General features: G+C 39.8%; 22 protein-coding genes, 1 pseudogene and 1 riboswitch. Of the genes and pseudogenes, 4 read left to right on the top strand and 19 right to left on the bottom strand.

Annotation, left to right across the window (positions count from 1 at the left end):
• Positions 1 to 145: 145 nt before the first annotated feature.
• Positions 146 to 311, bottom strand: a riboswitch (M-box (ykoK) riboswitch).
• A gap of 994 nt (positions 312 to 1,305) precedes the next feature.
• Entirely contained in the window at positions 1,306 to 1,434 is a 129-nt protein-coding gene (locus OSJ91_RS23355) for a hypothetical protein (RefSeq protein WP_350300175.1), read from the top strand.
• A 148-nt stretch (positions 1,435 to 1,582) separates the two neighbouring features.
• Here OSJ91_RS23355 and OSJ91_RS23360 read toward each other — a convergent pair whose 3' ends face one another.
• From OSJ91_RS23360 to speB, 10 genes and pseudogenes are all read right to left on the bottom strand, one after another.
• Positions 1,583 to 2,197, bottom strand: a complete 615-nt coding sequence (locus tag OSJ91_RS23360; protein WP_350300176.1) for an undecaprenyl-diphosphatase — start codon at positions 2,195 to 2,197, stop codon at positions 1,583 to 1,585.
• A 433-nt stretch (positions 2,198 to 2,630) separates the two neighbouring features.
• Positions 2,631 to 3,152, bottom strand: coding sequence for a P-loop NTPase family protein (locus tag OSJ91_RS23365; protein ID WP_350300177.1), 522 nt, complete (start codon positions 3,150 to 3,152; stop codon positions 2,631 to 2,633).
• A gap of 142 nt (positions 3,153 to 3,294) precedes the next feature.
• Positions 3,295 to 4,341 (bottom strand): annotated as a pseudogene (locus OSJ91_RS23370) (alkene reductase); the annotation flags it as partial.
• Between the two features lie 209 nt (positions 4,342 to 4,550).
• The gene (locus tag OSJ91_RS23375; protein ID WP_413019622.1) at positions 4,551 to 5,978 is read right to left on the bottom strand and encodes an MDR family MFS transporter; all 1,428 of its coding nucleotides are present in this window, start codon (positions 5,976 to 5,978) and stop codon (positions 4,551 to 4,553) included.
• Positions 5,979 to 6,039: 61 nt separating this feature from the next.
• Positions 6,040 to 6,612 (bottom strand): TetR/AcrR family transcriptional regulator, encoded by a 573-nt coding sequence (locus OSJ91_RS23380; protein WP_241594823.1) that lies wholly within the window; start codon positions 6,610 to 6,612, stop codon positions 6,040 to 6,042.
• 551 nt (positions 6,613 to 7,163) lie between these two features.
• On the bottom strand, positions 7,164 to 7,256 hold the full coding sequence (locus OSJ91_RS23385; protein ID WP_220126990.1) for a putative holin-like toxin: 93 nt from the start codon (positions 7,254 to 7,256) through the stop codon (positions 7,164 to 7,166).
• 156 nt (positions 7,257 to 7,412) lie between these two features.
• The gene (locus OSJ91_RS23390) at positions 7,413 to 8,402 is read right to left on the bottom strand and encodes a D-2-hydroxyacid dehydrogenase (RefSeq protein WP_485890536.1); all 990 of its coding nucleotides are present in this window, start codon (positions 8,400 to 8,402) and stop codon (positions 7,413 to 7,415) included.
• 90 nt (positions 8,403 to 8,492) lie between these two features.
• On the bottom strand, positions 8,493 to 9,272 hold the full coding sequence (locus OSJ91_RS23395; RefSeq protein WP_485890537.1) for a class II aldolase/adducin family protein: 780 nt from the start codon (positions 9,270 to 9,272) through the stop codon (positions 8,493 to 8,495).
• A 24-nt stretch (positions 9,273 to 9,296) separates the two neighbouring features.
• Entirely contained in the window at positions 9,297 to 10,736 is a 1,440-nt protein-coding gene (locus OSJ91_RS23400) for a sodium:solute symporter family protein (protein ID WP_350300181.1), read from the bottom strand.
• A gap of 100 nt (positions 10,737 to 10,836) precedes the next feature.
• Positions 10,837 to 11,835 (bottom strand): agmatinase, encoded by a 999-nt coding sequence (gene speB / locus OSJ91_RS23405; protein WP_350300182.1) that lies wholly within the window; start codon positions 11,833 to 11,835, stop codon positions 10,837 to 10,839.
• A gap of 304 nt (positions 11,836 to 12,139) precedes the next feature.
• On the opposite strand from speB, the gene OSJ91_RS23410 reads away from it, so the two are divergent.
• Together OSJ91_RS23410 and OSJ91_RS23415 are read left to right on the top strand one after the other, a co-directional pair.
• On the top strand, positions 12,140 to 12,433 hold the full coding sequence (locus OSJ91_RS23410; RefSeq protein WP_485890538.1) for a PAS domain S-box protein: 294 nt from the start codon (positions 12,140 to 12,142) through the stop codon (positions 12,431 to 12,433).
• 55 nt (positions 12,434 to 12,488) lie between these two features.
• Positions 12,489 to 13,544 (top strand): sigma-54 interaction domain-containing protein, encoded by a 1,056-nt coding sequence (locus OSJ91_RS23415; RefSeq protein ID WP_485890539.1) that lies wholly within the window; start codon positions 12,489 to 12,491, stop codon positions 13,542 to 13,544.
• Between the two features lie 725 nt (positions 13,545 to 14,269).
• On the opposite strand, the gene OSJ91_RS23420 is transcribed toward OSJ91_RS23415, so the two are convergent.
• The 3 genes from OSJ91_RS23420 to OSJ91_RS23430 all read right to left on the bottom strand — a co-directional run bounded on the left by OSJ91_RS23420 (position 14,270) and on the right by OSJ91_RS23430 (position 15,352).
• On the bottom strand, positions 14,270 to 14,590 hold the full coding sequence (locus OSJ91_RS23420) for an antibiotic biosynthesis monooxygenase family protein (RefSeq protein ID WP_053533860.1): 321 nt from the start codon (positions 14,588 to 14,590) through the stop codon (positions 14,270 to 14,272).
• Positions 14,591 to 14,756: 166 nt separating this feature from the next.
• Positions 14,757 to 14,885 carry a hypothetical protein gene (locus OSJ91_RS23425; RefSeq protein WP_260359184.1) on the bottom strand — a complete coding sequence of 43 codons (129 nt, stop codon included), beginning with the start codon at positions 14,883 to 14,885 and terminating at the stop codon, positions 14,757 to 14,759.
• A gap of 287 nt (positions 14,886 to 15,172) precedes the next feature.
• On the bottom strand, positions 15,173 to 15,352 hold the full coding sequence (locus tag OSJ91_RS23430) for an IDEAL domain-containing protein (RefSeq protein WP_034315231.1): 180 nt from the start codon (positions 15,350 to 15,352) through the stop codon (positions 15,173 to 15,175).
• Between the two features lie 443 nt (positions 15,353 to 15,795).
• Between OSJ91_RS23430 and OSJ91_RS23435 the strand changes: the two genes are divergently transcribed.
• Entirely contained in the window at positions 15,796 to 17,094 is a 1,299-nt protein-coding gene (locus tag OSJ91_RS23435) for an MFS transporter (protein WP_350300184.1), read from the top strand.
• Positions 17,095 to 17,184: 90 nt separating this feature from the next.
• Here the strand turns inward: OSJ91_RS23435 and OSJ91_RS23440 are convergent, their stop codons facing one another.
• From OSJ91_RS23440 to OSJ91_RS23465, 6 genes are all read right to left on the bottom strand, one after another.
• Complete coding sequence (locus tag OSJ91_RS23440; protein WP_485890540.1) at positions 17,185 to 17,880, bottom strand: YjjG family noncanonical pyrimidine nucleotidase; 696 nt, start codon at positions 17,878 to 17,880, stop codon at positions 17,185 to 17,187.
• A 269-nt stretch (positions 17,881 to 18,149) separates the two neighbouring features.
• Positions 18,150 to 18,872, bottom strand: coding sequence for an anti-sigma factor domain-containing protein (locus OSJ91_RS23445; protein ID WP_413019626.1), 723 nt, complete (start codon positions 18,870 to 18,872; stop codon positions 18,150 to 18,152).
• A complete protein-coding gene (locus OSJ91_RS23450) occupies positions 18,873 to 19,427 on the bottom strand; it encodes an RNA polymerase sigma factor (RefSeq protein WP_350300187.1) in 555 nt (184 codons plus the stop codon).
• A gap of 78 nt (positions 19,428 to 19,505) precedes the next feature.
• Positions 19,506 to 19,976, bottom strand: a complete 471-nt coding sequence (locus tag OSJ91_RS23455; RefSeq protein ID WP_485890541.1) for a COG4315 family predicted lipoprotein — start codon at positions 19,974 to 19,976, stop codon at positions 19,506 to 19,508.
• 21 nt (positions 19,977 to 19,997) lie between these two features.
• Positions 19,998 to 20,735, bottom strand: a complete 738-nt coding sequence (locus OSJ91_RS23460; RefSeq protein WP_485891938.1) for an extracellular solute-binding protein — start codon at positions 20,733 to 20,735, stop codon at positions 19,998 to 20,000.
• A 271-nt stretch (positions 20,736 to 21,006) separates the two neighbouring features.
• Positions 21,007 to 22,113, bottom strand: coding sequence for a GerAB/ArcD/ProY family transporter (locus tag OSJ91_RS23465; RefSeq protein ID WP_485890542.1), 1,107 nt, complete (start codon positions 22,111 to 22,113; stop codon positions 21,007 to 21,009).
• Positions 22,114 to 22,234 lie beyond the last annotated feature (121 nt).

Here is a 22,234-nt window from a genome sequence, read left to right on the forward strand (position 1 = left end):
GTTATCCAAATTCCTCACCCCCAGGAAAAAAACAAAAAAACCTCCATTACAAATGAAGGTGTTAAATACGGTAAATATGCGTACATTGTCTGGATGACAAATACAAACAGCCTTATAAGACTGAATGACAAATACAAGCATAAATCCAGTTCCTCCATTCGTAGAGCTTTAGCACTGTGTGGCATAGGACAAAGCCAGCTACATTAAAAACCACCTTATGTCGATGGTTTCTGTTGACCCATTGGCGTCTTTCGACATTTTTGGGCAGTAGCGTATCTCCTACACAGGAGCCTCACCTAACGAGGATATTTAATTTACACATCCACTCTAAAAGAGTTTCTTTTAGATGTCAATGTTTGATTCAAATAATTCTAATTTTGACCTAATATCCCGACCTTTAAAAAGGTAAAGTCAAAACATCACCGACTTAGGCGCTCTCGATTAAAGCAGTCTTATTGAATGTCTGTGAAGCAAATATTCGATTGATTCTTCATAAAGTACATACCAAAATCAGTTATTGGATTCCCCAAATAGACGTGAAATATATTCTATCGAGGTAATTGTTGAAAATATTGTCCTCTTAAAAAGCCTTCCTTCATTTACATAATTGATATTCACCAGTTGGTAATGGTGAACGATCCTTTTTTAACAAAATTTCTCATCCAGAAAAACAATGGCAGGTAATCTAACAAAGAGGAAGATTTTGTATAAATTCATTAGTATAATTGATGAAATTACAATAAGAAAGGAAAGATCACTATGAAGATGCTTATACATGCTTTAAAAAAGAATGCCACATGTATCCTTGAAATCATTTATCTGTATATACTTTTCTTTTTTTCAGAGCTACAAACTACTACTGCAAGCTTATTAAAAATAAAGTAAGAACTATGTAATTTAATCCTCTTGAATGGACTTATGTTAAAAAGATCCTCTAGTTCCCGAACATTCCATAACATTTATTTTATTTCATCTTCATAATTAGAACTTTCAACAGTCATAACAGCCAGTTTGCACACTTTGTCTGTGTAAAATTCCCTCAAGGGCAAAATGCAGATCGATAAACTTGGAGGTCCGACAAGCGTTTTAGGACTTTAACTCAGTCGTCTGTAACTCAATCTAACCAACTTGACTCGATATGCAGCTGAGCCCCTTTTTTCAACAGGTAATGATTATTCTACGTATCCTCCCTACTGAGCTACCTTACTAGCCGTGCACTTGATAAAGAAGTTACTTTCAAGCGAGAAACATAAGTTCACCAAAAAGGGACAAACTGTATGTGAAAAAAGAAAGGAGATGTGAGACATGACAAAAAAATTCAATAAAGGAAGCCGTAACCAAAATTCACCGCATTTACACGGACAAACTCCTGTTAGTGGGGACAACAGCAAAGGAAATAAAAGAAATAAAGATCAGAGCTCTAAATCAGAGTAACTAAATGAAACAAACCGGCCATATTCAGACCGGTTTGTTTCTTATGCAGATAATCTTCTTAGTTATTTGGCAGAAAGAGATCAAAAAGGACAATTCATCATTAGCGTTATCCGAACTGTAATCTGGTAGTATTTCAAGTAACTCTTTTTTAAAAGTCCTTTGACTTACCTTTCTTTTGTTTGGATAGGGCAGATAGAATGGACTGTTCGCCCTCTACTTGATTTCCTAAAAATTTCTTAGTAAGACTTAACTTAAGAACAATTTGGTAAACGATTGTGGCTGAAACGATACTTATGATGGCTCCGACAAGAACATCTGCTGGATAATGGACACCTACCCAAATTCGCGAAATACCTACAAGGACAGCCAAAATTCCCCATAAAAACCCCCAACCTCTTTTGAATAACCAGAAGGTTATACAAAATGAAAAAAATATGATTGTATGGTCGCTTGGAAAGGAATTATTGACTGCTTTTTCAACTAACTTATTAACGTTGGGCAACTCAGCAAATGGTTGATAATTCGTGTGGAATTGCCCTGCTATTTTCGCCAATATTTCTGAGATAACCAGTGTAATGAATGCACAGATTACCATGATTCTATTTTTATTGCTTCGAGAAAACAAAAATATCAGGACTGCCAATACTAAGAAAAAAATCATGTATTCAGCTATGAATACAAAGAAAGGATTTAAATCTGGGTATTGTTTACCTAGATTATTAATCATTCTAAACAATTTACTATTCATTTCGGACAAAGCCATTGAAAAATTCCTCCTGATTGTATTATCACTTTAACCTTTATTAAGCTCCATTATGTATATAAGATGAACTTCAATTAAATCTATATTTTACATCTTTAAGAAAGAAAGTCCATCATCAACATTCAGGATCTATGTATTCCAATACTCAAGTACAAAGACTCCTGCGGGGAAAGTGCGTCTAGGGAGACCCCGCAGGTGCAAGCCGAGGAGGCTCCTTGACCGCCCCGCGGAAAGCGAGTTTCTTAGCGGAAATCAACGTCCATATTGTACAAGCCATAAAAAAACTGTGGCAAACTCGAATTCTTCAAATCTGTATACAGTTTCAGGGATTTTCGATTGGAAGATCCCTTTGGGCTTTATATTAATTCCAAATTTTTGTTAAGGGCAGTTTCTGAAATCTCTAAGTGTCATCAAAATTATGTGGTAAAAAAGCTTATCCTTTCACATTCAACAGATATCCTTCAATTTCGTGCTTTCTTTTTAAAATAACTATTAGCTTTTCAGGGTCACTCTTTTGAAGATCGGCAAATCTGGCTTTCATTTCTTTCTTGCGAGGAAAGTAGGTGGTCATGATAAATTTAATAAACTGCCAGTCTAATTTTTCATTGCAGCCTTTGCCCATATCAGGCCTTGTTTTACCTATATTAGACAACCACCGTTTGATAACACGGTAAAGGCAAACACGGAGAGGAAGTTCCAAATAAATAATCGTATCGGCAAGCTCCGACCGTAAATGAAAAGAATTATTATAATTGCCTTCCATTATCCACTTGTCATGACTCAATACTTCCTTCTGAGCAGAAATAAAATCCTCTAAAGGAGCTTCAACCCAGCCAGGTCTCCAGTAGAATGTATCCAAATGATGCACTTCGATATTCAAATTATCTCCAAGTCTTCTTGCAAAAGTAGATTTTCCGACACCCGCGGACACTCCGATAACCATGATACGTTCCATTGATATACCATCCACTCTCCCCTTTTAGGTTCATAAGAAAAGGCGACCCTTCTTGAAGAAGAATCGCATCAGTTTTAGAAAAGGAAGTATGGTTGCTGCGGTGTCCTGTCATGAACAAGCCCTTCCTTATATCTTATCTCTATTAAATCAGTTGCCCTAAATGTTTCTTCGCCTCGTAATCAACAAGTTTTTCATCCTGCTTGATTCGTGCCAGATAATCCGGGTTGGCTAAAAGCGGACGTCCAATCGCCGCAACGTCAATGATGCCTTTTTCCAGTGCGGCTTCTGCTGTTTCAGGATCAAGCCCTCCCACACCGACTATAATGCCATCCCAGTGGCTGCGTACCAATTCATGCATGGTCAATCCTCTTGCAATCGGTTTGGTAAATTCCATCGTGGATGGGTGAATCATTTTGACTCCTGTTTCATTGAACGCTTCAATAAATGTTTGGATCGCTTTTTCAGGGTCTTCCCACATGTAAGACGGCTGGTCAATTTTCAAAGCCGAGAAACGAATAAGGGTACGTTCCACTCCAACCGCATCAATAACTGCTTTTAGCACTTCCTTCATAAAAGTCAGGCGCTGTTTTAAATCACCACCGTACCGATCGGTCCTTTTATTGGAGGTGTCAGAATTGAACTGGTCTATTAAGTAGCCGTGTGCACCATGAATTTCAACGCCGTCAAAGCCAGCATCCATTGCATTCTTTGCAGCTTGTTTATATTGGTTCACAACTTCTGCAATATCCGTCTCTGTCATTTCTTCAGGAGTGTCAAAAGGTTTGCCGTATCGTGAAACCTTTCCTTCTGCAGCTATAGGTGACGGAGCCTGTGGAGGAAGTCCTCCTGCAATTTCATGGTGACTTGCACGGCCCACATGCCAGATTTGCGCAATAATCGTTCCGCCTTCAGCGTGTACTGCTTCCGTTACCTTTTTCCACCCGTTGATTTGCTCTTGAGTATATATACCGGGAACTCCAGGATTGCCCTTTGCTCTTGGTGAAATCACTACACCTTCAGTAATGATAAGTCCGATTCCATCTTGAGCCCGTTTTCGGTAATATTCTACGGTCAGGTCATTCACAACACCAGTTTCGTTATCGGCAAACGCCCGTGTCATAGGAGCCATAGCCGTTCTTGTTTTTAAGTTCCATGCGCCTATTGTTACAGGTTCAAACATTTTGGTTTTTATTGTTTTCATTTAAGTCCCTCCTGTTAACCGCTTTACCTGAGCTAAATTTAGTAACTATCATTGTGTAAGATTATCCGATAAGTGGTTAATTTTCAAATAATTCACTCTGATTTTAGATCTTTTGATAAAATATGGTAATAAAGACCAATGAAAAAGCCAGACAGAGATACTCTATTCCCTGCTGGCTAATTTATTTTAATATCTTATTAGTCTCGTGCTGTTCTGATAAAAAAAGACACGATCAAACCAATGATTGCAAGGACAAGACCGAAAATAAAGGCATCTTGAACGCCTGCAGTCAATGAACCGCTAATGGCAGATGGATCGAACGGATCTTCTGCATTTGCCATATAACTTTTTTGGGATGCTGACATGATTGTAATGGCAACGGTTGTACCGATGGCCCCTGATACTTGTTGCAATGTATTCATTAGAGCCGTTCCATCCGGATAAAGTTTTTTCGGCAGTTGATTCAGCCCATTTGTCTGGGCCGGCATCATGACCATCGAAACACCAATCATAAGGAGGGAATGCATGACGACTACCATAATGATCGTCGTTTCAGTCGTTACGTTCGTCAAGGTCCATAACATGACAATCATGATAATGAAGCCCGGGATCACTAACCCTCTTGGCCCGAACTTATCAAAAATGCGCCCTGTAACCGGAGACATGATACCATTAAGCACTCCACCCGGTAATAGTACCAGCCCAGCAGAAAACGCAGCTAATGCAAGCCCGGTTTGCAGGTATAGCGGTAAGAGAATCATGGATGACATGATGATCATGAAGGTGATGAAGACAGTTATTAACCCTAACGTGAACATCGGGTATTTAAAAACGCGCAAATCTATCATCGGTTTATCCATGTTGAATTGCCTCACAGCAAACAGGAATAGCGCTATAAGTCCAACAATGATCGAAGATAGAACTATCACATTGCTCCATCCTTGCTCTCCGACAATACTAAAGCCATAAACAATACCCCCAAAACCAATGGTCGATAAAATAATGGATGGTACGTCAATTTTAGGTTTGGTGATTATTGAAACGTTTTGCATATATTTGAGACCGAATAGTAAAGCGATCACAAAGAACGGCAAAGACACCCAGAAAATGTAATTCCACTTCAGGTTTTCGATAATCAAACCTGAAACTGTCGGCCCGATTGCTGGGGCAAACATGATTACCAGCCCCATCAATCCCATCGTCGCTCCCCTTTTATGAATAGGGAAAATCAATAAAATGGTATTGAACATGAGAGGCAATAAAAGACCCGTTCCGATTGCCTGGATGACACGGGCTAGCATCAAGATGCCAAACCCAGGTGCAATTGCTGCAATGAGCGTCCCAATGATGGAGAACACCATTGAGGCAATGAATAATTGACGAGTATTGAACCACTGAATTAAGAGTCCCGAAACGGGAACCAATATCCCCAATGTTAATAGGTAACCCGTTGTCAGCCATTGCACGGTGGAAGGACTGACATTGAACTCTTGTATTAGATCGCCCAGCGCCATGTTTAATGCCGTCTCACTGAATAACCCAATGAACCCTGCAATTAAAAATGCAATTAAAATGGGAGTCGTTCTAATGACTGTTTTTTGTTGCTGTGTTGCATCTGTAGACATAAAATATTTCCTCCAATTACTAACTGTTCGACCTAAGCTTAAGATAATTTTCCCGTATGACTTATTTATTTATCAGCAATAATGGTATCTGTTCGGCAATGGCATGGAGAGGTTCCCCGCTTTTCGCCGTTAAGGATAAAAGGATACCGCCTTCAATTAAAGCATTAATTACGATACTCAATTCTTTTGCCCGTTTCTCACTGAATTCCGCCTCGAGTAATTTCTTCACATATATAGATTGCCAATCTTCTATCGCTTCTTGGCAGGCCGTTCTTATCTGCTCACTCGTCGTATATGTTTCTGCTGCAATCGTTCCGATTGGCAGTCCTAATAGATTTTCACTATCACCAAATACCTCGGATAATTGAAAAATATGAGCCTGAATGGCTTTGATGGGGTCATCGATTTCATCAAAGCCCCGTTGAATTTCATCTATCACGAATTCTTTTGTATGAATAATCGCCTCTATCGCCAATTCTTCTTTGCCTTTCGGAAAATAATGATACAGAGAACCTTTTGGGATTCCGCTTTCCTCAATAATGTCCTTAAGCCCTACACCATAATATCCACGTATTCGAAAAAGTCGGGAAGCAGCTTCAATAAGAATGTCTTTAGAGTTTCGTTTCTCTGCCATAGCTGGATCACTCCTTAAAATTATATCAACCGGTCTATTAGAGACTATACTTGTATATCATTGTTTTGTCAAAGATGATACTTATGTATGCATGGAATATGCGATTGAAACTCATTGGAAACAAAAAAGAACACCTCCTAATGGTGTTCTCCAGTTTGTTGACAAAATGGTGTTCGGATTCCGAATAATAAGATGTAGGTGTAAAAAATTTGTGAACGGTCGAATATAGTGCTTCAACGGTCGAATACTGTGCGAGGTAGGTCGAATACTGCGCGTGAACGGCTGAATAAAGTGTGGTTTAGGTCGATAAACTGCGTCAACAGCCCAAGACAGTACAGCGGGTCGATTTCTGAAATCAACTGAACTTTTGAATTAAAAAACTGCAGGCAAACTTAGTTTTCATCGAGTTTGTCTACAGCCTGAAGAACACCTTCTAATGGTGTTTTCTGCAAGTTTAAAAACTCGAGAAAATCAATACCTTCTTATAAAAACCCGGCATTTTTTAAAACGCTTCCATTATTATTCAAACACATCGGCCTGCCTCAATATCTTCAAGGATTCTTGTCATGATTTTTGAAATCAAGAATAGCAATTACAAACATGCCAAAGCTTAGCATCAGGGAAATAACTTCGAAAGTACCCATTCATACATCGCCTCCTTATATCCAGCTTTTCCTGATCAGAGATTGTCCTATACAAGAAAAAGATGAAACAGTGGCTTTTAAACAAAAAATAAGCAAACCCAATCAGGGTCTGCCCTTGTACTCCATTCGAATTTCCTTTCAAAAGACCGATTACTGTTAATAACCAAGCTTTTTTTCTACAACGTTCATTAGGGGTTTACCGTCAGAATAAAGCTTTAAATTTTTCAGGAATAATTCCATTACCCGATCTAAGTGTTTGGAAGAGTTGTAAGCATTATGTGGGGAAACCATGACATTTTCCAGCTGCCAGAAAGGGTGGTCCTTAGGTAAAGGTTCTACTTCAAACACATCTAGAGCCGCACCTGCTATGTGTCCATTGCTCAAGGAATGAATTAAATCTTCATCAACAATCGTATTACCTCGGCCGACATTAATTACATAGCTGCCTTTTTTCATTTTATTTAAGCGTTCTTTATTAAAAAAGTATGATGTATCTTTTGTAAACGGAAGGGCCAAGACAACAAAGTCGGACCTGGAAAGGACCTCATCCACTTGATCCATTCCCATTATCAAATCAGCAGGTTCATATTCTGTGTTCCTCTTGGAGGGATTCCGGCGGCACCCAATAACGGTCATACCCAGTGCTTTACATCTCTTTGCTATCTCATAGCCAATATCACCATACCCAATTATCCCCACTGTCGCATTCTCGAGATCTTTCACAGGAATTTCAACCCAAGTTTTGTTTATTTGATTTCTGATCATTGTCGGTACACCTCTTGCTAACGAAGACAGCATCGCAATTGTATGCTCCGCTATCGGGACAGATGTGCAGCCTTTGACATTGGTGATGATGACATCGCTTTTTTGTATATCTTCATTCAGCATGGCCTCCACTCCAGCAGTGTCTGAATGGACCCATTTAATCTTTGGAGCTTTTTTTATAATGTTAAGATTATCATGAAGCCCCAGCGTATAAATGACATCAAACTTCGATAGATCAACTGTTGGCTGTGGTTCAGGTTCTCCGAATTCCCATGGCTCGACAACAACTTCCGAACAAATCTCCTTAAACTGATTGATGTATTTTTCCGGTATATCGACCCTGATATAAAGTGAAGGTGCTGTTTTCTTAGAACCGGACATTATAAAACCTCCTCAAGAACCTACGATACCTTTTTCCCTCTTTTATGGGAAAGCAATCCGTTGCGGATTAGACCATGCCTTGCTTTATGGTCACTTCAAGAAATCTGGTTGCTCTTTTCTGATTCTGTCCCAAAGAGGCTGAAAACTCAGCCATCCCTCATATTCCGTTCCCGTTTGTTCTGCCGTCAACTTTGCATACTCTTCTTCTATAAAAATAGGCTTACCTACAGACTCTCCCATTATCTGTGCTTGACATGAACGTTCCATCGTTATGAACCACCACGCAGCTGAATCTACAGACTGGCCTACAGTTAACAATCCATGGTTGCGGAGGATGACAGCTTTGTATTGACCTAAAGCCTTAGCAATGCGTTTCCCTTCTTCGGATGCATAAACCACACCAGTAAAATCATCAAATAATGCATGATCTCTGTAAAATTGGCAGGCATCTTGCGTAATCGGATCTAACAGTCTCCCTAAGGAAGACCATGTCTTTCCATAGACTGAATGAGCATGTGCCGCTGCAATGGCGTCCGGTCGCGCTTTATGAATTTCAGAATGAATGGCAAAGGCAGCACCATTCACAGAATGTTCACCCTCTACAATATCACCTTTATGATTGACCAATATAAGATCCGAAACGGAAATTTGACTAAAATGCATCCCAAACGGATTAACCCAGAAATGGTCTGTATATTTAGGATCACGGACCGTAATATGGCCAGCTATCCCTTCATCGAAACCAAACTTTGAAAAAAGACGGAATGAAGCTGCCAACCGTTCCTTCCTGTGAATGCGCTCTTCTTCCAATGTATTGAATGTTGCGGGTTGCAGGGAAATTGTCTTTGTCATTTTTACTTTCCTCCTCAATTTTTCCGTTTTTTTGCCGAACCATCAATTAGCCATTGTGTCCATGTCAGCTTTACCCTTTATATCTTGCTTTACTTCACTTTTGTTTCTGTGATCATTATTCGGACTTAGGAGAGTGATCGTAGTGATGACGACAAAACTAGTAGCGAGCCCGTACAGGATTGGTTGAGTGGAGGAAGGTCCATTTATCACCAATCCGACAATAATAACGATCATGCTGGCCAGAATTGAGTAAAATGCTGCTGTAGCCGTGACCCTTTTCCAAAAGAAACCAAGGATGATCGGAAAGAACACAGCACCGGATAAAATTGCGTAAGCTACATCCAATGCAACTAAAATATCTTGAATCCATATCGAAACGATTATGGTCAATACACCAATCGTTAAAGTTGTAATTCGGGATGTTTTTAAAAATTGTCGTTCACTCATTTTTGGACCGATATATTTTTTAATGATGTCATTAACAACTAAAGTGGACGAAGCAAGCAAAGTTCCTGAAGCTGTGGACATTAGGGCCGATACCACACTCGCAATGACAACCCCCAATAAGCCAGCAGGTAAAGTTTCCATCGCTATACTGGTAAATGCATTTTGGGGATCGCCTAAATCAGGAAGGATAATAAAAGCGCACATTCCAATGATACTGATTGCAATCGCATAAAAAACACTATATAGTCCCGCTCCAATCGTTCCGCCACGAGAAACAGCTTTGGTTCGTGCGGTAAAAAGTCGCTGCCAAATATCTTGGCCAACAACTACCCCTAGAGTAAATAGTAGGAAATATTGAAAAATCGTCTCTCCGCCAATGTTGCCTAACTCGAAATGTGAGGCCGGGAGATTTTCTTTAAGCGAGCCCCACCCTCCTGCCTTAGAGATGCTCATCGGAAGCATGATAAAGAAAATGCCGATCGTCATGATGACGAATTGCACGACATCAGTCATGGTGACTGACCACATACCTCCTAATATTGTATAAAATAAAACGATCCCACCCCCGACAATCATGGAAACCGTTAAATTCCAGCCGGCCAAAACATGTAAAATTGTCCCCATCCCAATCACTTGCGTTACAGTCAGCATGAATGTATAGATAACAGAGACAAGGGCACTGATCAATCTTGTCTGAGAGTTGTAACGCTTCTCAAGCATTTCACTGATCGTCAATACTTTTAAATTAAATATCTTATTTGTTAAAAACAACCCGATAGCAATAATGCCGAGCCCGATCATCACCACTAGCCAAATACCGGATATCCCAAACTGATAACCTAACTTTGCTGTTCCTAGAGTAGAAGCACCCCCTAATATCACAGCTGCTAAACAGGATAAATACATAAAATGACCAAGATTACGTCCTGCCACAATGAAATCATCTGCTGTTTTTGCCCGTTTGGATCCGATTACTCCCACAATGATTAAAACAGAAAAATATAGAATCATGATCGATATATCCAAAATATGCATGTACACATCTCCTTTTGGGCTTGTATTGTTCTTATCGCTTTGTAAAGAGGGAAGAAAGGATTTCACCGATTCCTTCCTTCTTTACAGTTAAATGAAGAAACTATTTGTTAAATTGGGTTTCCAAATCTCCGACTCTCTCTTTTTTCTCCAGTTTCCCTTTTTTTGCGAGAGCAATGAGTGTGATGAATTCATAGACAATATTAGCGGCTGCGGCAGCCGTGATTTGTCCGTGATCGTATGATGGTAAAACCTCAACAAGATCGAATCCAACAAAATCTATATTCGTCAAGCCTCTCACTAAGGCCAAAGCATCATCAATGCTGGCACCGGAAACTTCAGGGGTCCCCGTTCCCGGAGCATAGACCGGATCTAAAAAATCAATGTCAAAAGATAAAAAAACCGGACCATTCGCAACACGCTCATGAATGACCCCCAGCATCTTTTCGACCCCGATACGTTTATAATCGTTTGTCGTATAAACGCCCAAACCTAAATCCCGGGCATCCTGAAGATCTTCCGGTCCGTACAGACCGCCCCTCATACCAATTTGAAGAGATCGAGATACATCGATGAGACCCTCTTCTATTGCGCGGCGAAAAACGGTTCCGTGATTATACTTTTGGTCAAAATAACTATCCCAAGTATCAGAGTGAGCATCGAATTGAAGCAGGGCAACAGGTCCATGTTTTTTAACGATCGCACGTAACTCCCCTAGTGTAATGGAATGATCGCCTCCCAATGAAATGGGAATGATCCCTTTTTCAATGACGGGGGTAAGCTCTTCTTCGATCTTTTTATATGTTTCAGAAATATACCCCGGAATGATTGGAATATCCCCATAATCTATTCCTGATATATAGTCAAAAATATTAATATCTTGTTCTGGATTATAAGGACGTAAAAGGATTGAAAAATCGCGAATGGCCTCTGGTCCGAATCTCGCACCCGTTCTAAATGATTGCCCGGAATCAAAAGGAATCCCCGTAATGACAAAATCCATATGTTCATCTACCCGTTCAACAAATGGGAGCCGCATAAACGTACGCACTCCACAAAAACGGGGTGATTTGAATGAGTCTTTCGGTTGATACTTCATCATGTAACATCCTCCTAAAATCTAATTCTGCCGTAATTTTTTTCACTCCACTGCAATTGCAGCTGTTCCTACAAACTTCCATCTTTTCTAATAGAATGGCTATGGAAATTCTCTTCTTATCTATTACATAAGCAAGATTCAGGCCAACTATTTTGCTGTGGTATATGAGGCTTTTCGTTATTTTGTTTCATTCAATTGATTAAAAACTTAATCATTTTCTTGTTTTTTAATTTAATTTTTGATTATTTCGACTTTTTGATTTATATTTTAATTAAACATGATCCCAAAACCCAAAGGAGCGGAACTTATGTACGATGATATGCTGGAGGAAGAACTAAATAAGATTATTGAAACATCGAATAATAACATTCTCATTACCGATCAAGATGGGATCATTTTATATTCCAACCCAAAGCTTTGGGAGATTTATGGTATGAAAAGTGACTCTTATATCGGTACCTCCGTCTATCAATTAGAAAGTGAAGGCCTTCTCACACCTTCAATCAATGCGATTGTTTTAAAAGAAAAGAAAGCTAAGCGCATAATGCAAGAAACTAAAACGGGTCATGTTGTCATGTCGACTGGCTATCCCCATTTTTAATAAGGAAGGACTTCTCGTTAGAGTAATCAGCTATGGTCAGGATCAAACCGAGATTTTGCAATTGCAGGATCAATTTGAGCAATTACAACGAAAAATAAAAGGCTATCAAACGGAAGTCGAGGATTTAAGAGAAAAGGAACTGGATTACCATTATTTGATTGCCAGAAGTAATGAAACGAAGCATATTTTAAAAACGATCCATAATGTTTCAAAAACCGATGCCACGATTCTCTTATTAGGACCTTCCGGGGTAGGAAAAAGCACTTTTGCCCGTGCTGTTCATGACCAAAGCAACCGAAAGAAAGAACCTTTTATCGAAGTGAATTGCAGCACGATACCTGAAAGTTTGTTTGAATCAGAAATATTCGGCTATGAGCCGGGATCATTTACAGGGGCAAATAAACAAGGGAGGCAAGGCCTGATTGAGCAGGCTGACAGCGGGACTCTTTTCTTAGATGAAATCGGTGAACTCCCACTTGCCATGCAAGCTAAATTACTGAAAGTATTACAGGAAAAAAAGATAAAGCGCATCGGCGGAAAAAAAGAAAACCATATTAACTTCCGCCTGGTTGCAGCAACTAATCAAGATTTGAAGGAGATGGTAAGTCAAGGTAAGTTCAGATTGGACTTATTTTATCGTTTGAATGTGATTCCCATCCAAATACCGGCATTACATGAACGTAAAGAAGATATCCCTCTCTTAATTCAGCATTACTTACAGAAAACCAATGATAAATACCAGAAATTCAAAAAAATCCATCCATCGACTTATGAAGTTTTGACTCATTATCATTGGCCCGGAAATATACGGGAATTAGAAAACTTAATTGAACGGTTAATCCTGACCATCGAAGAGCCCATTATATTTCCCGAACACCTTCCCCAATCCATCACAGGGCAAATAGAACAGCCTGAAGATTCCACGTTCCTGGCAATCGAACAGGAATGTGAAGAGAATTTCGATTTAAAGAAGACACTGGAAAAGGTTGAAAGGCAACTGATTGCAAAAGCATGGAAACAATGTAAAACCACATACGAAATGGCAGAACATTTGGGCATCAGCCAGCCAACAGTCATCTATAAATTAAAGAAATACAAAAAGTATTTGTAAATTCATCTGGACTAGAATCCCTGTAAACCATGAAAGGTCCTTAGCGTATAGTCATAGATGCTATTCAAGCTAAGGGCGCTTTTTGAAACCTTATATGCCGGCAATTCTTGAAGTGAAACCTGTGATATAAACATTTAATCAAAAAAATCCACATTCAAATTGAATGGGATTCACAAATATCACATTTCCAAATTATTAATGCTAAAGCTTACATTAATTCAACCGAATGATCATCAGTGAAGCTCCTGCCCCACCCCAACTGTTAGCGACCTGTCACAGGAACGGAAACACAGTGTTGGTTCCATTCACTGTGAATGACCCTGAATTTTGGTTACTTGGAAGCGTAAACCGATTGCCCCCACTTCTCCTGTTGTACCGGTTGATCCAGTAGCTCATTATTCCCTTTGCTCCAATTGCACCTGTTACTTCCTGCTCCCCTTTTCTTCACATTTCCATGATTGTCTCCATTTTTGAAAACAAAAGATATTTTACTATATCAGCAGAATAGGAATTACATAACCTGTCCCGAGATGATTTCATCAACAAAAAGAGGCACCCATAATGGGAGCCTGAATTTTTAGTGAAGGTAAGCTATTATATGTAAACGGTAACCATTCCGCATCCTTATGCTAACACGATGATTGAGAAATGGGATATTCCACCCAGTAACTTAGGAAATATCTTTTCTATTGTACCGAATTTGAAACAGGCTAGCTTATAGTCGGTTATTTCACTGCCTTTTTTATAGCTTTCACTTCATATAATGATCCTTCCGAACTGACGATATATTCAGGCTTTGGTTTCCCAAGGTTCGCTTTATGGCCTGCGATATGGGCTTCACTCTTTTCCCACTGCTTCCAATGTGCCTCTGACTCCCAATTGATCATAATGATGACCTCTTCATCCCCGCGGCGCACTTTTTTCACCATCACACTTAAATCGATGAACCCTTCCTGCTTTTCTATGATCCCCTCCCCACTGAACCGTTTTACTACTTGTTCTGCATTACCTTCTTTTACCACCATTTTTCTCATCTGGACGAACAATATGAACAACTCCAATCGATATACTTATAATGAATCATTTTATTCGATAACGATTCTCATTGTCAATTATTGAGACTTCGACTTAAGTGCACTACTTAAAACTCAAAATCCAAAAAAAATGGATCAGGAAGTTATCATATCTTCCTGATCCATTTTTTATTGTCATTCACCTTTTATCTTTAAGACTTTTGGGAACATAGTCATTCAGTTTATTAAATAAAGAAGTAATGTAGGAGCTGAGTTCGAATCGATCCTCCTGAACAAATTCAACTAACGACACTCCATTCTTTTTCATAACTTTTCCCCCTTATAGTTTTTGTCCCGGTGCATAAACTTTTCAGCCACTAATACCTGTGAATCCTGCCATTAGCGCACTTACATTCTTCTCTCCATCATTATCTTTATTTGATTATACAAGAAAGCGCTTACAATGTAAAATATTATAATACTATAGATTGCTATTTACTTAGTATGTTCCAGATAATGTTTTCTCTTCAGCATATTTATGGTTATCAGCTGTGCTGGCTTTTCAGTGTACGTTCCATATCATAACTACTTGTCTTGTTTACAGAGAATAAAATTTCAGGAAATCCCCTTCAATATTTCAGTTAAACGCAGGAACTCTTCCTTATCACGATTTCTTAATGAGTCATCGATTTCTTTTTCGATTTGTGCTTTCCGGTAATCACTAAGGGCCTTTTTTAAAACCATTTCAGCCATCTCTTCAGGTTCAAGCGATGTTCCTGGCAATTGCTTCTCCATACGAAACCAACTCCTTAACCTTTTTTCTATTATACTAAATAACTTGGAGATTATTATTATTTATTAAAATCTTATCCTTTCCTCTTTTTCTTTTCCTTATCCACATGATTTCCACTTTGCCATCCTTCTATACATAAAAATTCTAAATATTATGATTCATAATTAGTAAAACATTTTCATTTTATCCAGGAAGATCGAATCGTTTATTTCCATTACTTTAGAATTAATTATATTCCATTACAGGTAAAGGGAGCTATGTTATTCGCTTCATTTTTTTCAGAAAAGTCAGAAATATGTTGACCAGTATGGATAAGCCCTCTAAAATAATCTAAATAATCCAGTTTTTTACTTATATTCATTAACCATCATTTTTGTTCATTTCGGCTTTATTTATTGTTGAAAACGATTTTGATGAAAAACTTAGCATTAAAGGAGCATTTATCATGAAAAAAAGTCGAGTTCTTTTCGCTAGTTTAGCTGGTTCCGTTATTGAGTGGTACGATTTCTATTTATACGGGACAGCAACGGGCCTGGTTTTTACAACTCTATTCTTTCCCAATCATGATCCAGCGATTTCACTTCTTCTCGCCTTTGTCACATTCGGGGCTGGTTACGCAGCCCGTCCAATCGGCAGCATCCTGTTCGGTCATATGGGCGATCGCATCGGCCGGAAGGCAGCACTCATGTTCACCCTTATTGGTATGGGAGGGAGTTCAATGCTAATCGGTGTTCTGCCCACTTATGCCCAGGTTGGGTTGGCCGCCCCCGCCATCTTGGTGGTGCTGAGGTTGATTCAAGGAATTTCCTTGGGAGGTGAATGGGGCGGAGCCATCCTATTGGCAACGGAATCTGCTCCTAAAGGTGTCCGTGGGTTATATGGATCTATTCCCCAACTAGGAGTCCCCATCGGCTTGGTTGCCGGTTCTTTCAGCCTAACCCTTATTAGTTCCTTGACAACCGATGCCCAATTTTTATCTTGGGGTTGGCGGATTCCATTCCTTTTAAGCGGTGTACTGATCGGATTGGCAATCTGGGTAAGGAGTGGCATTGAAGAAACGCCGGAATTTAAAGCGCAGAAAGATAGCGGCGATCTTGCGAAAGTTCCCATTATTGAAACGTTGAAACACGATTGGAAAAGTGTGCTGCAAGTGATCGGACTAAAGATTGGGGATGGGTTCTTCAATGTATTCATCATGTCCTATGTTCTCGTCTTTACTACACTGTATTTTGGTTATTCCCAAGATTCAGCCCTTACCGGCTTAACGATTGGTTGCGCTACAATGCTAGTTACCATTCCTATCATTGGTTACATTTCAGATTTTGTCGATCGAAAAATCATCTATTTTGGGGGCCTTATTCTCCTTTTCGTCTTGGCCATCCCATATTTCACAATGATTGGGCGTGGAGTCGGCTGGTTCTACATTATGCAGGCAATTGTACTCGGCGTCATCTGGGGAGCCATTTTTTCTACACAAGGGACATTATTCTCGGAGCTCTTTCCAGCCAAAGTCCGTTATACTGGATTATCCGTCGGTTATCAGGTTGCGGCAGCCATTGCAGGTTTCGGTCCGCTCATCTGGACCACCATGGCGGAATCATATGGCCCATCCCCTTTGGTATTTGGCGGATTCATGATGGCAGGTCTCGCGATTTCCCTGGCACTTTGTATATTATCACCGCATTTCAGCAGAAGGAGAGAAAAGGATCAAACACTCAAACCACATGAGCTGGATTTGAACTGATTCTAAAATCTCTGGCATGAGTAATAACAGAGGCTGCACGTCCTATCACTCGGACAAGCGGCCTCTGTTTTTTAGAATGCATATACCTCTCTATACTTGTTTAATGCCTACAATCTCCAAAAGATCAGTGAGCGTCCGGATTTCATAGGTGGGCTTGATTCCCAGATTATTAACCTTTTGATGGGGATTGTACCAGCATGTATCCATTCCATAATTCAAGCCGCCCTGTATATCTGAAGTCAAGGAGTCACCCACTATCAACGCTTTCGATTTATCTGTGATCTTTAACTCGGAAAATGCATAATCAAAAATCCCTCTATCAGGCTTCTGAAACCCAGCCTCTTGGGAAACTATCAAAGTCTCAAAGGTATCGCAAAGGGCTGACCCGCTGATTCTTGCTGTCTGCACTGCCGTGAAGCCATTTGTAATAATGGCCAGCCGGCATCCTCCAAGCTTCTCACAAACCTCCAAAGCCCCTGGCACAAGATGTATTTCCTTTCCCAAATGTCCTAGGTACACACGGCCGAACGCATCCGCATCGATATCAAGCCCATGCTTCAGGAACAACCGCTTGAACCTTTCCACTCCCAGATTTGTTAAATCTATAAGCCCCTGTTCCAAATCCCTCCATAATACCTTACTGATTTCTTGGTAGCATCCCGCATAATCCTCCGCCCCTGTAGGCAAACCGAACTCTAAAAAGGCTTCATGCAGTGCTTTTTTTTCCGATATTCCAAAGTCTAGCAATGTATCATCAACATCAAATAAGATAATCTCGTATTTCATCGCTGCCCCCATAATCATTTTAGTCCAACTTAACACATTTCCTTTAATTAAGTATGGAAAATATATACGCAAGCTTGGAAAACTACAAAAAGGATAGCTTCAAAGGCGCTATCCTTTTTGTATGGTTCTTTATAGAGGATGACTCCTAATGGTAAACTGTTATCATATTTACTCTTTCATGATTATGGCGTTTATTCCATAACGCACAGCTATTATTAAATACCAACAGAAAATAAGAGACTTCCCCTTTGCGGGTAAGTCTCTTATTTTTATGAAGAGCCAACTATTTTCTCGCCTCTCGGCTTTGTACTATTTGAGTCTGGTTCTCTTGTGATGCCAATTTGATTGAATTTATCTTTAATGGACAGTTTGTATGTCAATGATCCTGTGCCGGCTTCATCAGGCTTGAAAGTTCCTGCATTTGTCCGTTTTCCATCTTTCAGCAACCACACCTGATACACCTCGGACTCTTGAAGGCTAGGCAAATTCTGAATTTGCACGATTAACCGTCTTTCTTCTCCTTGCTGTAAAATGTATGCTGCACCGTCCGTATTCATATTTACAGCCGTCTTATCGGCAGGCTGCAAAGATAGCGACGTTTTAACCTCCATTGGCAGATTGATGGCCGCAAGTTCTTTTTTCAGTTGAATATTGGAATATAACAGCACAAACGCCAAAACTAGCGCTGCCAACAAAAGACCTGAAGTTACTGGTGTAAACTGCTTAAAGAAAAAACGACTCCATTTCTTTTCCTTTCTCACTGGAACTTCATCATCAGTCTCAAAGACAAAATTCATGACCTCTGATTTCAGGGAAGAAGAAGGTTCTTTTTCTTCGAAATCCCATTTCAATGAATTCCAGGCTTCCGTCATTTGTTCATACTCCCCAGTGCATTCAGAGCATTGTGTTAAGTGTTCCGCGAATGCTTTTTTTTCTTTTTCTCCCAGTTCACCCGATAAAAATGAAAGCAGGTTAGCGCACTCTATATTCATTTACAAACCACCTACTTCCAAATACTTTTTCAACAATTTAAGCGACTGGTGAAGTCTGCTCTTGATGGTACCAATCGGTTCATTTTCAATTTTGGCAATTTCGGTTAACGAGTACCCTTTCCAATATAGTAAATCAATCAGTCTTTTTTGCGGCTTGCTTAACTTACTTTTTGCATTGGCAATTTCACTGTGTAATAGCCCATTTTCTATATCATCATTCGGATCTTCTAAGTCAATTGGCCGACTCATGTCCATGTGTTTATTATTCCGAATATGAACGCTGTCTTTACGGACATAATCCACACACACATTTCGTGTAACGGTCAAAAGCCAACTTACAAAGTGCCCCTTTTCGGAATTGTAGCTGCTTTTTGTGGTCCAGAGCTTTAAAAAGACCAATTGCACTATCTCTTTAGTTTTATCAGGATTTCCATTTGTGAACTTAAAAATAAAACCATAGATTAATTTAATATGCCGGTCATAAAGTTCTTCCAGAGCAGGACGATGCTTTTTCATTACTAATGCCATCAATTCCTTATCAAGTTTTTCTTTCAATCGCACCTGCAACTCCTCACCAGTAAATTTGGAATAAAACGTGTAACAGGAACGACCATCACTGATCGTCCCTTTTTCTTATTTTGGAAAAACCGTCTTGTTATTTACAATATACCAAACATTTTTCATACCTTCGCCATTGACATCTCCCGCTGACTTATCATTCACAAAGTAGTAGAGCGGAAAACCTTTGTACGTTACCTGCTCTTCCCCTGTATCTTCCCTTTTAATGGTTCCAAAGTCTTTTTCCTTAAATCCTTCAGGGACTGCAAAATCCCTTTCCATGAACGGCGGCCATTTTTTCAGACATTCATCCGTGCAATTGCTTTTTCCTGATTTATCTTTCTTGAAAAAATAAAGTGCCATTCCCCTGGAATCAGCCAAGTACTCGCCTGTTGTTTCACTTTCCAATAATTTTAGGGTTACTGCTTTTTCATCGGCAGTACCACTAACCACTTCATCATTTTGGGGTGAATCATTCGCTTCATTTCCACATGCCGCCAAAACTAGGACCATCATAAAAACTGAAAATACCATCCACTTTTTCATATACTCTCACTCCTTGTCAATTTACTTCCATCCCCAGTTTTGAAATACTTGATGGGATTCTTCCGTTTTAAGATAATCAATGAATTGTTTTGCCTTTTTCTTGTTATCACTCTTACTCGTTATGCTTATCGGGGTTCCTCTATAGAGCTTGTCTTCCTCAGGGAGCTGAACCAGGTCCGTAACATCCGCCAGACGGTAATGCCAGGATTCATATGTAACCCAGGCGTCTAATTTAGAATTTGCCTTCCATAGATCGATGGCTTCTGCACTGGACTTCACTGAAATGGCAATATTCCTGCTAATTCCAGGAATCAATCCTTTTCTTCCAGCCAAATCTTCCCATAGCCCCAGTTGCCCGGCTCCATTAACATCCACAATCTTTACACCCTTCTTTGTCAAATCCTCCAAGGACTGTATACTCTTTGGGTTTCCTTTTCTAACCAGGATGCCAGCTGACCGTGTATACAATTCTGTACGGCTTTTTTCATCAAGGAGCTCCGGATGATCATGCATAAAATCTGTTAGCATATACTCGGACCCTCCGTAAATGATATCTGCATCCTGTTTGGCTTGATCAATCCATTTTTCTTCGGGTCCCGCTGTTACTTCAACTTTTATCCCCGTTTCTTTGGTGAATTGTTCCGCCACTTCCTTGATAGGTCCAAGAGGTCCACCTGGTCCATAGACTTTTACGACGTCGTCAACAGCTTGCCCCCGTTTCGGAACCATTTCCGGTGAAAATCCTAACAGTACTAGCATCAATGATATCCACACAACAAAAATGACCTTTTTCAAGTCTTTCCTCTCTCCCTTCTAAAAAGCCCTTGTACTATAGATAACGGGACAAACTTCAAAACGGTTTGAAAAAAATTGTTAATTATTTTTAACCTTCAGCAAAATACATCTGGTGATATTAAGCTATTCTTCTTTTTTCTCATAAAAAAACCATTCGAAAAGTATCTTTCTTCGAATGGGGCATGACTTTAATTACATACTTTTTCAAGTCTCTATAACCAAGTGACAGAAAAGGTTAGCTTGAATTGCTTCCCTTTTTTCTCTGTTTATTTCTTTTAACAACAGCTATCACCAACAATAACAAAGGAATCAACGTTTGCATCAAAACCCCATAAAAAGGGAAGGCGATGATATCAAAACGACTGACATCCATAGCGCTAGGATACGACCAAAAGCTGAATTCTACAATCAAAATCCCTATCGGCCATACAACAGGACGATAGTCGGAGAGATTCAGCCACTGCGCGGTACCCAAAGCAGCCGCATAATAAAACACAGAAATTTTGACAAACGCTCCTACTATCCATACGGCCATGATGGCGGACTCCAAATGTTCAAAAAAGTCGGCAAAACTGATGTACCGAGATACATTCATCAGGGGATAATTCTTTGTGGATGTTGTTGATCCAAGTACAAAAAGAACGATAAGATTCACCACAACTAACGTCATCATTACGGCAAACACAGTCATCATCCCATATTTCATTCCTTTTTTCATATCCGCTAAAAAAGGGAGTAGAAAAATCATCAAAAAAAACTCGCTGAACCATCCACCTGGTACAATCGAACCCTTGATTGGAGGCATAATTCCATTCCCCAATATCGGGAATATATTCTTAAATTGAAGATCAGGGCCCAGTAAGATGATTAAGAGAAGGATTGGAATGATAAAAACGGGAACAAACAATTGTGCAGCTCTCCCCAACACTTCTATTCCTCCGCGTACGATAAAGGCACAGAGGAGTATCATCGATGCCATGATCACGCTAATTGGGGTTTTGACCAGAAAAGAGTCGACAATATATTCTCCGTAACTTCTTAGGATTTGCCCTGTGATCGGGATATAAAAAAACAAGAATAAAAAACCGAGAATTTTCCCTGGAATCCGACCAATGATCTGTTCACTGAATTGGATAACCGTTTGTTTCGGATAAAGTTTGTGAAGTTTATAAGCGATATACACCGTCGCAAACCCGATGAGGGACGCCAAAATGGGGGACAGCCATAAATCAGTTTTGGCATATTTCGCTGTGATGCTTGGAACACCGAGAATGGCCGTTGCCACAATCGTCGGATACATCATGAATGCCATCTGCAGAGATGAAATTTTACCTTTCTCCATCTGCTTCCTCCTTTCTGTAATAGTATGTAAATCTGAAATCACGCAACCGACTGATAGATTTACTTTTAACTATTCAAACGGCTTAATAAAGAGATTAATCCATTCAGTACGTCCTGCCCTC

The sequence above is a fragment of the Bacillus sp. T-10(2022) genome, from assembly GCF_056502895.1.

Coding starts and splice junctions, on each gene's coding strand:
- OSJ91_RS23385 (WP_220126990.1), bottom strand. CDS start 7,256: ATGGGTACTTTCGAAGTTATTTCCCTGATGCTAAGCTTTGGCATGTTT.
- OSJ91_RS23465 (WP_485890542.1), bottom strand. CDS start 22,113: ATGGAGAAAGGTAAAATTTCATCTCTGCAGATGGCATTCATGATGTAT.
- OSJ91_RS23390 (WP_485890536.1), bottom strand. CDS start 8,402: ATGTCCGGTTCTAAGAAAACAGCACCTTCACTTTATATCAGGGTCGAT.
- OSJ91_RS23460 (WP_485891938.1), bottom strand. CDS start 20,735: ATGCTAGTACTGTTAGGATTTTCACCGGAAATGGTTCCGAAACGGGGG.
- OSJ91_RS23355 (WP_350300175.1), top strand. CDS start 1,306: ATGACAAAAAAATTCAATAAAGGAAGCCGTAACCAAAATTCACCGCAT.
- OSJ91_RS23455 (WP_485890541.1), bottom strand. CDS start 19,976: ATGAAAAAGTGGATGGTATTTTCAGTTTTTATGATGGTCCTAGTTTTG.
- OSJ91_RS23375 (WP_413019622.1), bottom strand. CDS start 5,978: ATGTCTACAGATGCAACACAGCAACAAAAAACAGTCATTAGAACGACT.
- OSJ91_RS23430 (WP_034315231.1), bottom strand. CDS start 15,352: ATGGAGAAGCAATTGCCAGGAACATCGCTTGAACCTGAAGAGATGGCT.
- OSJ91_RS23360 (WP_350300176.1), bottom strand. CDS start 2,197: ATGGCTTTGTCCGAAATGAATAGTAAATTGTTTAGAATGATTAATAAT.
- OSJ91_RS23400 (WP_350300181.1), bottom strand. CDS start 10,736: ATGCATATTTTGGATATATCGATCATGATTCTATATTTTTCTGTTTTA.
- OSJ91_RS23410 (WP_485890538.1), top strand. CDS start 12,140: ATGTACGATGATATGCTGGAGGAAGAACTAAATAAGATTATTGAAACA.
- OSJ91_RS23445 (WP_413019626.1), bottom strand. CDS start 18,872: ATGAATATAGAGTGCGCTAACCTGCTTTCATTTTTATCGGGTGAACTG.
- OSJ91_RS23425 (WP_260359184.1), bottom strand. CDS start 14,885: ATGAAAAAGAATGGAGTGTCGTTAGTTGAATTTGTTCAGGAGGATCGA.
- speB (WP_350300182.1), bottom strand. CDS start 11,835: ATGATGAAGTATCAACCGAAAGACTCATTCAAATCACCCCGTTTTTGT.
- OSJ91_RS23380 (WP_241594823.1), bottom strand. CDS start 6,612: ATGGCAGAGAAACGAAACTCTAAAGACATTCTTATTGAAGCTGCTTCC.
- OSJ91_RS23365 (WP_350300177.1), bottom strand. CDS start 3,152: ATGGAACGTATCATGGTTATCGGAGTGTCCGCGGGTGTCGGAAAATCT.
- OSJ91_RS23435 (WP_350300184.1), top strand. CDS start 15,796: ATGAAAAAAAGTCGAGTTCTTTTCGCTAGTTTAGCTGGTTCCGTTATT.
- OSJ91_RS23440 (WP_485890540.1), bottom strand. CDS start 17,880: ATGAAATACGAGATTATCTTATTTGATGTTGATGATACATTGCTAGAC.